General features: G+C 65.4%; 16 protein-coding genes. 7 read left to right on the top strand and 9 right to left on the bottom strand.

The genetic code is table 11. The annotated features are described in order from the left end of the window. The coding region (locus tag CH305_RS07690) for a TIGR04222 domain-containing membrane protein (RefSeq protein WP_256983602.1) at positions 1-930 on the bottom strand (930 nt) is incomplete at its 3' end. Positions 931-1,101: 171 nt separating this feature from the next. Here CH305_RS07690 and CH305_RS07685 point away from each other — a divergent pair. From CH305_RS07685 to CH305_RS07675, 3 genes are read left to right on the top strand one after another with little or no spacing between them, the layout of a single operon-like run. After that, the gene (locus CH305_RS07685) at positions 1,102-2,373 is read left to right on the top strand and encodes an HNH endonuclease (RefSeq protein WP_256983601.1); all 1,272 of its coding nucleotides are present in this window, start codon (positions 1,102-1,104) and stop codon (positions 2,371-2,373) included. A gap of 60 nt (positions 2,374-2,433) precedes the next feature. Next, complete coding sequence (locus tag CH305_RS07680; RefSeq protein WP_094608844.1) at positions 2,434-3,732, top strand: lipase family protein; 1,299 nt, start codon at positions 2,434-2,436, stop codon at positions 3,730-3,732. A 14-nt stretch (positions 3,733-3,746) separates the two neighbouring features. Beyond that, positions 3,747-4,709, top strand: coding sequence for an endonuclease/exonuclease/phosphatase family protein (locus CH305_RS07675; protein ID WP_052058517.1), 963 nt, complete (start codon positions 3,747-3,749; stop codon positions 4,707-4,709). A 1-nt stretch (position 4,710) separates the two neighbouring features. On the opposite strand, the gene CH305_RS07670 is transcribed toward CH305_RS07675, so the two are convergent. From CH305_RS07670 to CH305_RS07635, 8 genes are read right to left on the bottom strand one after another with little or no spacing between them, the layout of a single operon-like run. Then, a complete protein-coding gene (locus tag CH305_RS07670) occupies positions 4,711-5,514 on the bottom strand; it encodes an SDR family oxidoreductase (protein ID WP_094703309.1) in 804 nt (267 codons plus the stop codon). Positions 5,515-5,567: 53 nt separating this feature from the next. Continuing rightward, positions 5,568-6,146, bottom strand: a complete 579-nt coding sequence (locus tag CH305_RS07665; protein ID WP_094703308.1) for a hypothetical protein — start codon at positions 6,144-6,146, stop codon at positions 5,568-5,570. Next, on the bottom strand, positions 6,143-6,685 hold the full coding sequence (locus CH305_RS07660) for a DUF6286 domain-containing protein (protein WP_052058515.1): 543 nt from the start codon (positions 6,683-6,685) through the stop codon (positions 6,143-6,145). Before CH305_RS07660 ends, CH305_RS07665 begins: the two co-directional genes overlap by 4 nt. Next, positions 6,682-7,047, bottom strand: coding sequence for an Asp23/Gls24 family envelope stress response protein (locus tag CH305_RS07655; protein WP_037152512.1), 366 nt, complete (start codon positions 7,045-7,047; stop codon positions 6,682-6,684). Before CH305_RS07655 ends, CH305_RS07660 begins: the two co-directional genes overlap by 4 nt. Further along, complete coding sequence (locus tag CH305_RS07650; RefSeq protein WP_027495126.1) at positions 7,040-7,219, bottom strand: hypothetical protein; 180 nt, start codon at positions 7,217-7,219, stop codon at positions 7,040-7,042. Before CH305_RS07650 ends, CH305_RS07655 begins: the two co-directional genes overlap by 8 nt. Before the next feature lie 39 nt (positions 7,220-7,258). Next, the gene (locus CH305_RS07645) at positions 7,259-7,543 is read right to left on the bottom strand and encodes a hypothetical protein (RefSeq protein ID WP_094608840.1); all 285 of its coding nucleotides are present in this window, start codon (positions 7,541-7,543) and stop codon (positions 7,259-7,261) included. 4 nt (positions 7,544-7,547) lie between these two features. Beyond that, on the bottom strand, positions 7,548-7,823 hold the full coding sequence (locus CH305_RS07640; protein WP_094703319.1) for an Asp23/Gls24 family envelope stress response protein: 276 nt from the start codon (positions 7,821-7,823) through the stop codon (positions 7,548-7,550). A gap of 11 nt (positions 7,824-7,834) precedes the next feature. After that, the gene (locus tag CH305_RS07635) at positions 7,835-8,323 is read right to left on the bottom strand and encodes an Asp23/Gls24 family envelope stress response protein (RefSeq protein ID WP_032378652.1); all 489 of its coding nucleotides are present in this window, start codon (positions 8,321-8,323) and stop codon (positions 7,835-7,837) included. Between the two features lie 177 nt (positions 8,324-8,500). On the opposite strand from CH305_RS07635, the gene CH305_RS07630 reads away from it, so the two are divergent. From CH305_RS07630 to CH305_RS07615, 4 genes are read left to right on the top strand one after another with little or no spacing between them, the layout of a single operon-like run. Beyond that, positions 8,501-9,058: an RNA polymerase sigma factor gene (locus CH305_RS07630; RefSeq protein WP_052058579.1), complete on the top strand. Its 558-nt coding sequence runs from the start codon at positions 8,501-8,503 to the stop codon at positions 9,056-9,058. After that, a complete protein-coding gene (locus tag CH305_RS07625) occupies positions 9,043-9,501 on the top strand; it encodes a hypothetical protein (protein WP_094703307.1) in 459 nt (152 codons plus the stop codon). Before CH305_RS07630 ends, CH305_RS07625 begins: the two co-directional genes overlap by 16 nt. Continuing rightward, positions 9,461-11,983 (top strand): ATP-binding protein, encoded by a 2,523-nt coding sequence (locus CH305_RS07620; RefSeq protein ID WP_373454544.1) that lies wholly within the window; start codon positions 9,461-9,463, stop codon positions 11,981-11,983. The genes CH305_RS07625 and CH305_RS07620 overlap by 41 nt, the downstream gene beginning before the upstream one ends. After that, positions 11,980-12,657 carry a response regulator gene (locus tag CH305_RS07615; protein WP_037151943.1) on the top strand — a complete coding sequence of 226 codons (678 nt, stop codon included), beginning with the start codon at positions 11,980-11,982 and terminating at the stop codon, positions 12,655-12,657. Before CH305_RS07620 ends, CH305_RS07615 begins: the two co-directional genes overlap by 4 nt. Positions 12,658-12,672: the final 15 nt, after the last annotated feature.

Here is a 12,672-nt window from a genome sequence, read left to right as displayed (position 1 = left end):
TCCGCTATGGCCGGTGCCCTCAGTTATGGCTCTGCCCAGGCCGGCGGAGCCGCCTCCACCACCGCAGCTGCTGCCGCCTCCGTCACCGCTGCTACCGCCACCACTGTCCCCGCCGAAACCGAACGATGCGGCTCCGCCGGCCTGGGCAGAGCCATAACTGAGGGCACCCGCCATGGCCGGATCGAGCATCAGCAGAGCCCCCGCTCCGAAGAGTGCAGCCGACATGCCCGCTCGTGACGGCCCGTACGCGGTGAACGACGGACGAGAGCGCGGTGAGAGATAGTCGTTCTCGACGCGAAGGCGTCGGAGTTCCGCGTCTCCTTGTGCGGTGCGGCGGCGTCGACGCCGAACGAACGGGAGTGTGAGCAGCAGCAATAAGATGATGCCGACGAGGAACAGCACCGGTTTCCCATTCGCGATGCCATAGATCACCCGTACGAATCCGACGGCTGCGACGAACAAGATGGGGAACACACGGACAGTCGATGCACCACGCTCGGACCGCCCGTGCAGCAGACCCTCATTGATGAGCTGGCTCCGCAGCTGCGCGCACGCTACGGACATGTTCGTCACCAGTCGGGATCGAACCAGGGGTGCTTTGCCGCTGCCGAGTCGTTCGAGGACGGTGCGGGTGAACCAATCCAGATGTGTCCGCTCGGTGGCGGTCAGGGCGCGCCGCACTCTGCCCCGGGAGTCGATCACGTCTGCACCTCGGAGGATCGCCAACGACGCCATCACTGCCTGCGTGTCGTTGGTGAGTGCCCCGACCTCGGGCGGCGTGAGCACCCGCCCGGTACGAGAGGCGGGAACAGACCGGTGCGAGGCGAGCCAATTGCTCAGCAGCACCAGGGCCACGGCGAGAAACGCGGCGAGCAGATACCACCGCAGAAAGTCTGCGCTGGCAATCCCCCAGGTGTCGGTAGTCCCCACGGCTGCACCACCCTTCGGTCGGAACCAGCATCTGGTGTCAGTATCGGGCCCACCGGCCAGAAAGCAAGCGCAATAACGTCCCCGCGGGGACGCAAGTGCTGTCTGCCTGAAGTTCTTGTCGGTGCCCCGTCGTACCGTTGTCGAACATGCATTCGATGAATGGGGGCGTTCATGAGCGACATGGTTGAGGCAGGGTCGGCCGAGATCGAACAAATCGAGTCCGAAATCTGCGCTTTGGCAGGTCAGATCGCTGCGGCGTCGGCTCAGTATCTGATCCTGGTGGGCGAATTCGACTCTCGACTCGGATGGGCGGCATGGGAGCTGCGGTCCTGTGCGCATTGGTTGTCGTGGCGGGCGGGAGTCGATCTGCACACCGCCCGCGAGCAGGTGCGGGTGGCCAAGGCGATGCGGGAGCTGCCGTTGATCACGTCGGCGTATCTGAGCGGCACGATCTCGTACTCCAAAGTGCGCGCGATGACGCGTGTGGCCACGGCCGAGAACGAGGCGTCGCTGCTCCAGAAGGCACTGGATGCGCCGGCCGCGCATATCGAGCGCCTGTGCCGTGGTCTGAAGAAGGCGATGCGCCCCACTCGGCGAAACGGTGTGGATCTGGACCCGTGTCTGGGACGGTGGCGCTGGGACGAGAACGACGGCTCGCTCGTGGTCAGTGCGCGATTTCGGCCGGAGGACGGGAAGCGGTTTCTGGCCGCGTTGACCAGGGCCGAATACGAGCGGACCCGAACCGGCGACGAGGCGGACGCCGACCGAGCCGCCCCTGCGCCGCCCAATCCGGTTCCGGCGATGATCGCGATGGCCGAGATGGTGTGCGCTGCACTGGACTCTCCGGTTGTCTCCCCTGCTGCAGAGGTGTTGGTGCACATCGGTGGTATGGAGGAAGCGGGTCACGATCATGCCCATTTCGACGACGGGCCGGGTTTGGACGACGAAACGCTGGCTCAGGTGCTGTGTTCTGCAGTCATGCGGACTGTCGGCCACGGCCGGCTGGGAAAGACTGTGCGGTGGAGTTCGACTGCCAAATCCCCGAGCCGAACTCAGATGCGCCAGTTGATCATTCGAGACCGATGCTGTGCGGTGCCGGGATGCGGTCGAACCCGCTTCATGCATGCGCATCACGTCACCTATCGCTCGCGCGGTGGTGAGACCACGCTCGACAACCTGGTGCTGCTGTGCGGCGAGCATCATCGAGCGCTGCACGACGGTTACTTCTTCATCGAAGCCCGTGGAGATCAATGCTTCTCGTTTCGCCATCCCTCGGGAACCGAGATCATCCACGCTCCCGCCGTGTCGGGAGACGCCGACGAGATCAGGCGGCAGTACGGCGGCATCGCACCCGACGCCATCGTCCCGAACTGGGGCGGTGAGGGCCTCGACCTGAGCTACGCGACCGATGTCCTGATCACAAATTGGCAGCAGGCTGCATGAAATGGGGTCGTCGAGGGCAAGTTAGTGTGACGAAGAGACTCGGACAAGAAGCGGTGGGATATGAGCGTCGACAGATCGATGGAGGACGAACAGTCCTGGCCGGTGGAACGAGCACCGCTCCGCAACGACGCGACCAGGCCCGAGGACGATCCGTTCTACACCGCGCCCGCGGGCTATGAATCGGCGCTTCCCGGGACGATTCTCAAGGTACGGCCGGTCGAGGTCGCGATGTTCGGTCGCGTACGCCAGCGAGTCGATGCGTGGCAGCTGCTGTACCGCACCGCAGATCTGGGCGGTCTTCCCCAGGCCAGCGTCACGACGGTGCTGCGCCCGCGGAACGCCGAGCCGGTCCTGTTGTCGTATCAGTGCGCCATCGACGGCGTCGCGTCCTCGTGCTTTCCGTCGTACGCGCTTCGCCGTGGCTCGAAGGCCGTCGGTGCCGTTCCACAGTTCGAGTTCCTGCTGGTTCTGCATGCCCTGCGTCGCGGGTGGACCATCTCGATCCCGGACCACGAGGGCCCCGACGGGCACTGGGGTTCGCCGCAGGAACCCGGTTTCTGCACGCTCGATGCCATCCGCGCGGCGCTGTCGTTCGAGCCACTCGAATTGAACGACAACACGCCCGTCGCGCTGTGGGGTTACTCGGGCGGCGGCCTCGCGACGTCCTGGGCCGCGGAGATGGCACCGGAGTACGCGCCGGAGATCGAGTTGGTCGGTGCCGCTCTCGGCTCGCCCGTCGGAGATCCGGGATCGGCATTCACCCGGCTCAATGCGACGCTGCACGCAGCGTTGCCGACGCTGGTGGTGGCTGGCTTGCGGCGTACCTACCCCGACCTGGACCGGGTCATCCGCCAGTACGTCAACGAGGACGGAATGCGCATTCTCGATTCCGTCGAGTCGATGACGACCGTCCGGGCCGTCACCCGATTGGCCCGACACGATCTGGACAAGTACATCGACGTCCCGCTGGCCGATCTGCTGGCGTTGCCCGAAATCGTGCAGGTGTTCCTCGACATCCAGCCCGGTCGCATTGCCCCGACGGCTCCGCTGCTGGTGATCCAGGCGGTGCACGATCAGATCATCGCCGTCGACGACGTGGACGGGCAGGTCGAGCGGTACAACGAAGCCGGTGCCCATGTGACGTACCTGCGAGATCGGCTGAGCGAGCACCTGTCGCTACATCCGCTCTGTGCGCCCCTCACCCTGGATTGGCTGGCCGATCGGTTTGCCGGCGTGCCGGTGCCCGGCCCCTCGACGCGGACGGTGTGGTCCACCGCGTTCTCGCTCGCGGCGGTTCGTGGTCTGGTGTCGCTGACCTGGACGACGTTCAGAGCATTGACCATCGGCGTCCGGGCGTAGCTACCCTAGGGCCGATGCAGCGAACCTGGGTACGGATACTCACCGGCACGATCGCGATTCTGGGCATCCTCACCGGCCTGGTGGCGTTGGGCGTGTACTACACCGACACCCGCGTCAACGTGCTGATCGCACTGGCGTCGTTCGTTCCGTTGATGTTCATCGCTGTTGTACTCGGCGCACTCGTGGCGCTGATCGGGCGGCGCTGGGTTCTCGCGGGAGTCTCGACGCTCGTGCTGGCGGCAGGTGCAGTGTCGTACGCACCGCTCTACGTGGCCGACGCGGTGCCGAGCTCCGACGGTGTGCGGCTGCGTGTGATGCAGGCAAATTTGATGGTGGGACGCGCTGATCCGGCGGCTGTGGTCGGTCAGGCGCGCGAGAACTTCGTCGACGTCGTCACAATTCAGGAATTGACCGACGAGTCGGTGATCGGTCTGCGTGACGCAGGCATGGAAGAGCTCTTTCCCTACAGTTACCTTCGGCCGTACGTGACGGGCGGCGGTGGGGCCGGGATCTACAGTCGGCTGCCGATATCCGACAATCGCGAACTCGTCGGATACGGTCCGGTGAATCTTGCGACCCGAATCGAGGTCCCCGATTCGGAGCCGATCTCGCTACTGGCCGTGCACCCGGGACCCGCTTACGTCACTCCGGCAGACATCTGGACCGCTGAACTGGACACTCTCCGAGGCGATCTGGAGGCCGTGTCGGGCACCGGACCGGTGATCGTCAGCGGAGACTTCAACACGACCTATTCGCACAAGAAGTTCCGCAACCTCCTCGATGCCGGATACTCCGACGCCGCAGCGCAATTGGGGAAGGGCTTGGTGCCGACGTATCCCACGGACAAGGGCACGCCCGCTGTCGTGGGTATCGATCACATCCTGTCCAACAGCGGACACGCTCGATCACTGGAGAGAATCGATCTCCCGGGATCGGATCATCACGGATTGATCGGAGAGATCGAGTTCGACCGGTAGATCAGCGAAACGAGTGGACGTTGCGCCGCGCCCAGTGCGCGAATGTCGTAGCGGTGCCGGTGATCTCGGTCAGCGTTCGGTCGACCTGCTGCGGATTGTCCACCGAGGACTCGAGCCCGTCGACATAGGTGATCGCAAAGTCCCCCATGCTGGGAGTCAAGTCGTCGATGGTCTCCTGTCGGCTGACCGTCTCGAAGGTCAAGGGGCGGCCGACAGCGCCGGAAATTCTGTCCAATAATTGGACGCGCGTGAGGGTTTCGGGTCCGGTGAGAACATGGGATCTACCGTGATGCGTCTGTTCGTCGATGAGAACGGCCGCCGCCGCCGAGGCGATGTCGTCCATCGCTATCGGGGCATTGGCGGCATCGGGGAACGGCTCACGGACGCAACCGGATTCGATGATTCGCTCCGCCCACATCGTCGAGTTCTCCATGAATTCGCCCGGCCACAGGTGAGTCCAGTGCATCCCGGATTTCTCGACCGCCACGGAGATCGGATACCACCAGTTCTCGGGTGGACCGGCGAGATCGACGACATGCCGTACCCCCGCGGCTCGGGCGAGCTCGAGGACAGGTTCGATCGTGCTCGGATACGGGGCCAGGTAGATCTGATCGACACCGATCAGGGCGTCGGGCAGAGAATCCACCCGACCGAGAAACCCCTCGGCGATCTCCACGCCCGCGGGCAATTGCGCGCGTTCGGGATGGTTGGTCAACGCTCGCACATCGGTTCGTCCCGCGGCCAGAAGGTGGTCGACGAGCATGCGGCCGATATTGCCGGTTGCACCGGTTACCAGAATCGTCATACCGTACAGCGTACGGCATGACGATTCGGTGTAGGAGTTGAAAAGTGAGCCGATCAGCTCACGCGAGCGGACTGCTTCCGAGACTTGCCGCACTGCAACAGGATTCGCACTGCAGCCGGGGTGCCGTCCAGCGATGTCACGATGTCGTTGCGCGTCTGTGCTGCCGCCGCGGAGACCGTGTCGAGTGACGTCACCGCGGGATCGAGGGTTGCGGTGATCTCGACGACCCGCTCGCCGCGGTCGGACACCGAGCGGCCGGAAGCGGACACGACACCCTCGTGGGCTGCCAGAGATTTCGCTGCACTCTTGGCGGCGGTGGTCAGATCGACACTGAGCCTGCCGCCGACGTCGGAGTCTGCTGTGGAGGCAAATGCGACGGTGCCGACCGAGCGGCGCGGCAGGTGCGCGAGGAGCCACCAGAGTCCGAGAAGAACGAGGACGATTGCGGCTGCTCCGAGTGCCCAGGGCCACCACCCTGCATCGACGGTGGTGTCGACGAACGCGGCATCGATTCGCTCGCGGCCGGGGAACTTGCCGCGTTCCCATGCGATGGCTCCACCGCCGAGGGCGATCAGTGCGAGCCCGACGACCGCCGTACTTGTTCGGTCGAGGGATGCGGTAGCGCGCTTCATGAGGCTTGTCCTGTCGTTCGCACTCGGGTGCGGACTTTCGGTGCCGACGCGAGTGGGCGGAGGGCATCGTCCACGGAGGTGACGATCGAGGATTTCAGGGCCGAGGTGTCGGTGCCGGTCACGGTGGACGCGGCAACGGTGACCTTCTTGTTGCCGGCCTTGGCCGTCGCGGAATCGACTCCGACGTTGTCGAGAGCGGCGGCGCGAGCCACTGCGGCGACGTCACCCTTGCGGAGCCAGACATCTTGTTCGGTGAGAGCACGATGGGTGCGTCGGCGTGGGCGGACGGCGACGAAAACAAGGATGAAGCCGATGACGACGGCGGCGATGCCGCCGGGCAGCATCCAGCTCTGCGCGGTGAGCCCATCCAGATGCGTAGCCGCGGGGCCGACCCATTCGGACCCGTCGAGGGCGCCGAGCTTCAGCAATGCCTCACGGCCGAGGACCACCCCGGCACCGATGAGGAGGAGTGCGAACAGAACAGCAGGGACAGCGGCGGTAGGGTTTGCCACCGGCTTCTTGCTCGGCTTCTCGCTCATTGCACTCTCCCTTCTTCGACGGTGGCTTCGGCGGGCACGCACTGGACGGTGACGTCGACTCGGTCGACTGTGTAGATGCCCAGCTCGGACAGATCTCTTGCCACTGCCGCGCGGACATTGGCGGCGACCTTCGCCAGTGGCGACGGCCAGGTGACGGCCACGGCAACCTGCGCACGGACGCGTGTCCCGTTGATCGTCACGTCGGCCTTCGGCAGGTCACGTCCGCCGAGGACGCGTAGCCCGGGGTTGCGGTCGGTGACCGATTCGGTGCCGCGAGCTGCGAGAACGGCGAGGCGCTCGACGGCTTTGTGCTTGATTTCCAGTGAGCCTCGCTCACCGGGCTCCACCGCTGTCTCAGTCACGACCGCGACCACGCATGATCGAGTTCAGGTCCAGTTCGCCGTCGATGTAGCGTCCGACGAAGAAGCCGAGGCCGCCGAGGACGATGGCGATGAGGAAGCCGGTGAAACCGCCGGCTGCTGCGGCGATGGCCAGCAGAAGTCCCACGAACAAACCGATGGTTGCAGTGGTCATGGTCTTGATCTCCAGTCAGAGGTATCAGATTCAGCGGTGTCAGATGTCGAAGTAGTTGCGCCGGGTGACGCGTTTTCGGATGCGAGCGATCCGCTTGGGCAGGGTGCGCAGTGGTGACGGGATCGGCGATGCGCGGAACACGGTCGGCGCGCTGGCGGCATTGATCGGTGCCGACGGAAGAACTGCGAACCTGCGGTCGACCTCGGCGAGTTCGGCCATGTAGCGAGCCGGATCCCCGCCGATATCGGGGTGATGTTCACGTGCCACAGCGCGCCGAGCCGCCTTGTACTCGGCGGCTCGGTTGTGCGCTGCGTGCTCGTTCACCTGGTCAGACTCGCACAACGTCCTCGACGGTGACGTGCACGGGGCCGTCGACCATCGCTGCCACTGTGCGACGCACGGCATCGGCGGTCTCGCGAACCGCGACACCGAACTCCAGCGTCACGTGAACCTCGGTTCCGTCCTCACTGCTTCGGATGCCGGCGATACGGCGTCCGGGCAGGTACGTCGCGGCCTCACCGAACATGCCGCCGTGCAGCCCGACGACACCGTCGATCGCCAGAACGGCGTCGGCGATGTCCTCGGACTTGTCACGATCCGTCATGTGCGGCTCGGTCACTGCACTCGGGTGGTGGCGGGCTCGGTGGTGTCGTCGTCGTCCGAGCCGTCGTCGAGGTAGATGTCGTGGACGACGATGTTGACCTCGGTGACCTCGAGACCGGTCATGCGCTCGACGGCGTTGATGACGTTGCGGCGGATGCCCGCTGCGAGGTCTGCGATGGAGACGCCGTAATCGGCGACGATGTCGATGTCGACTGCTGCCTGACGCTCGCCGACCTCGACCGAGACACCCTGCGACTGGTTGACGCGGGCACCGGGGATGCGCTCACGGAGAGCACCGATCGCGCGGCTGGCTCCGCCGCCGACGGCGTGCACTCCCTGAACCTCACGGGTGGCGATGCCGGCGATCTTGGAGACGACGGTATCGGCAATGGTGGTGCGGCCCTGCGAGCTGACGAGCACGGAATCCGACTTGGTGGTGATGTCGGTCTTTCCTTCGCCTGCAGCGGATACGGTTGCCTTGGTGTCCGTCGTGGAGCTCATGAATGCCTCTCTTCGTTTCGGTGTCTGGTGCGTCAGTGTCTGACAGGAGTTGGTCGTAGCTCGATGGTCGAAACGCACGTCCACATAAAGTGACCTACGTCATAGATTACGTCTGCTGGTAAACCGGTATCGAAGACTGGCGTGATCGATGACCACGATGAAGTGAACGGGGGCCCGATGGAGTGGGTAGACGCGTCGGACCGCGTTCTCGTCGGCGCTGCGGCGCTCGGCGAGACCGATGCGTTCGAGGAGATCGTCCGGCGCTACGGCCCGGAGATGTTTCGGTATGCGCGCAACATGTTGTCCGATCAAGGTGCCGCCGAGGAGGTGGTGCAGGACGCGTTCGTGGCAGCGTGGAAGGGCCTCGACAACTTCCGTGGGGACTCGGCTCTGCGAACCTGGCTGTTCTCACTGGTGTCGCACAAAGTGATCGATCATCGACGACGTCGCAGCGTTCCTCCCGCTGAAGATTGGGTATTCGAGCGCAAGAGCACCGGAGCGGGCAGCGATCCCGGGGCGGATGTCGAGGCCGACAGCTTCATGGCCGAGCTGGGCACAGCACTCGCCGAGCTGCCCTACCGTCAGCGGGCCTGCTGGCTGCTCCGCGAGGTGGAGGGCCTGACGCACCCCGAGATCGGCGCGATCATGACCCTGTCCGCCGGAGCAGTACGTGGTCAGTTGACCAGAGCACGAGCAACATTGAGCGAAAGGTTGGCAACATGGCGAACCCACTAGAGCCGGATTCGGTTCTCGCGCGTGCTGCCACCGAACTTCGGGACGCACCACAGGAACCGAATTGGGTGGACATCAGCGCGTCCATCATCACGAAGGTACGCAACACCACCAGACGGACGTGGCCGATCGACAGCGCGTTCCCCTCTGGCTCTGCTGCCGGACCGGCGGACTCACTCCGGGTCAGTGACCACATCGTCAAGACGACGCTTCGTCGTGCACTGGCGGACGTGCACGGCGCACAGCCCACCGAGATCGAACTCGACCTCGACGACCATGCCTGCATCGGTCTGTTCGTCGCAATGATCGGGGTGTACGGCGACGACCTGCAGGCCGCGGGAGACGAGCTGGCGACCATCGCGATCGATACCGTGTCGGACCTGCTGGGCGTCACCCTCGGGCGCGATGTGGTCGAGATACGCGTCGACGACATCGAGGAGCGCTAGCCGTACCGGCCGGGTGAGGAGACAGACTGTGGCGGACAGGGGTGAGCTGCGGATCTACCTCGGCGCGGCACCGGGCGTCGGCAAGACCTTCGCGATGCTCGGTGAGGCCCACCGACTGACCAGCCGGGGCTGCGACGTCGTGGCAGCGGTCGTCGAGACACACGGCCGCGCTGGGACCATCGAGGCGCTCGACGGTATCGAAGTGCTGCCGATGGCGACCGTCGAATATCGGGGGTCGTCGACGCAGGAACTCGATCTCGACGCCGTCCTGGCGCGAAAGCCCCAGGTGGTGCTCGTCGACGAACTCGCGCACACCAACACCCCCGGCAGCGTGCACGGCAAGCGCTGGCAGGACGTCGAAGTACTACTCGATGCCGGCATCGACGTCATCTCGACACTCAATGTCCAGCACCTCGAATCCCTCAACGACGTGGTGCAGCAGATCACCGGGGTGCCGCAGCGAGAGACCGTGCCCGACAGCGTCGTTCGTGCTGCCGACGAGGTGGAACTGGTCGACATCACTCCCGAGGCGCTCCGCAGTCGGCTGCGGCACGGCAACGTCTACGCCGCCGAGAAGGTCGACGCGGCACTGAGCAACTACTTCCGGGGCGGCAACCTGACGGCGCTGCGGGAACTCGCACTGTTGTGGATCGCCGATCAGGTCGACGCGGCATTGGTGAAGTACCGCAAGGACAATCGCATCACCGAGACGTGGGAAGCCCGCGAGCGCGTGGTGGTGGCCGTGACCGGCGGACCGGAATCGGAGACGCTGCTGCGCCGCGCCAGTCGCATCGCCTCGAAATCCAGTGCGGAGCTGATGGTGCTGCACATCGTCCGCGGCGACGGCCTGATGGGAGTATCGGCAGCGCAGATGGGCTCGGTGCGCAGGCTCGCCGCCGGGCTCGGTGCGAGCGTCCACAGCGTCGTCGGCGACGACGTGCCGACGACGCTGCTCGACTTCGCCCGCGGGGTGAATGCAACCCAGCTGGTGATCGGTACCTCGAGACGGTCGCGCGCGGCGCGGATCCTGGACGAGGGCATCGGCGCAGCAGTGGTGCAGAACTCGGGAAAGATCGACGTGCACATGGTCACTCACGCCGAGCAAGCCCGCCGCAGGGGCATCCAGGTCGATTCGGGGCGGCGACGAATTCTGGCGTGGGTCGCCGCCGTACTGGTGCCCTGCCTCGCCGCCGCCGTACTGAGCACGGTCGGACCGAACTTCGACTCCAGCGGCGAGAGTGCTCTGTTCTTCATGGTGGTGCTCTGCGTTGCGCTGCTGGGAGGAGTTGCGCCGGCGGCACTCTCGGCGTTGATCGCGGGATTCCTGCTCAACTACTTCTTCACCACACCCCGGTACAGCCTCACCATCGCCGAGCCGGAAAATTTTGTCGTCACCGTCGTGCTGCTGCTGATGGCCGTTGCCGTCGCCGCGCTGGTCGATGCCGCAGCCCGGCGGACGCGTCAGGCACGGAGGGCGACCCAGGAAGCCGAACTGTTGACACTGTTCGCCGGATCGGTGCTCCGCGGAGCCGACCTGACGGCACTGCTCGAGCGCGCCCGTGAGACCTATCGCCAGAGTGGCGTGGCGCTGTGGGACAACCAGTCTCAGTCGATCGTGGGCAGCGCGGGTGAGCAGGCCCCGATCGATCGAACCGGAGCCGACACCGAGGTGGACGCAGGCGACTTCACGCTGTTGCTCGTCGGGGAACGCACGCGCGCCCACGATCGGCGGGTGCTCGCAGCGGTGGCAAATCAGGCCGCGGGCATGGTTCGTCAGTCTCGGCTGGCCGAGGAAGCCAGCCGGGCCAATGCGCTCGCCGAGGCCGATGCGCTGCGTCGAGCATTGCTCTCGGCCGTCAGCCACGATCTCCGGACGCCACTGTCCGCTGTCAAGGCGGCGTCCTCGTCTCTGCGCAGCACCGACGTGCAGTTCTCACCCGAGGACACCGAGGAATTGCTCGCCACGATCGACGAATCGGCCGATCAGCTGACCGCTCTGGTGAGCAATTTGCTCGACTCCTCGCGGCTGCAAGCCGGTGTTGTCCAACCGAGTCTGCGTCCCGTTTTCGTCGACGACGTGCTGAGCGGCGCGCTGGTCCAAGCAGACGATCGTGTGCGGGTCGAGGTGGGTGACGTCGAAGTACTGGCAGACCCTGGCCTGCTCGAACGGGTGCTGGCGAACCTGGTGGACAACAGCGCCCGGTACGCGCCCACCGGCGACATCACGGTCAGGGCCGCGGTGCACGGCGAGCGGGCAACCATCTCGGTCGTCGATCACGGCCCCGGCATCACCGCGGGAGCCGAGGAAACGATGTTCGACGCGTTCCAACGCCTGGGGGACCGCGACAACTCGATAGGCGTCGGGCTGGGACTGTCGGTGGTGCGCGGATTCGTCCGAGCCATGGGCGGTACCGTCACGGCATCGAACACGGACGGCGGCGGGCTGACGATGACGGTGGAGCTGAAGGCGGCGAGTAGGTGAAGGTGCGGGTGCTCGTCGTCGACGACGAGCCACAGATCGTGCGAGCGCTGCGGATCAATCTCAACGTGCGCGGGTTCGAGGTCGTCAGTGCCGCAACCGGCGGTGAGGCGCTGCGGGTGGCTGCGAACTTCCACCCGGACATCGTGATTCTCGATCTCGGCCTACCCGACATCGACGGTATCGACGTCATCGCCGGTCTGCGCGGCTGGACCGAGGTGCCGATCCTGGTGCTCTCGGCGCGGACCGACTCGGCCGATACCGTCGAGGCACTCGATGCCGGCGCCGACGACTTCGTGACCAAGCCCTTCGGCATGGACGAGCTGCTGGCGCGATTGCGTGCTGCCCTGCGCCGCGGCCCGCAGACCGTGGCAGATCCTGTCGTCGAGACGGAGGACTTCACCGTCGACCTGGCCTCGAAAACCGTTGTGCGCGAAGGCGAGAGCGTGCACCTGACCCGCACCGAATGGGGTGTCCTCGAACTGCTCGTGCGCAACGAAGGCAAGCTGGTATCGCAGAAGGACATACTGCGGACCGTCTGGGGCCCCGGGCACGAGCGTGAAACACATTATCTGAGAATCTATCTCGGCCAGTTGCGGCAGAAGCTGGAACGAGATCCGGCGGCTCCGGTGCATCTGATCACCGAAACCGGCATGGGCTATCGATTCGTGAGTTGACCGCTAGCTGCGCTC

The sequence above is a fragment of the Rhodococcus sp. 15-649-2-2 genome (genome assembly GCF_002258645.1).
Taxonomy (GTDB): domain Bacteria; phylum Actinomycetota; class Actinomycetes; order Mycobacteriales; family Mycobacteriaceae; genus Rhodococcoides.
This window is presented reverse-complemented; position numbering and strand designations above follow the sequence as displayed.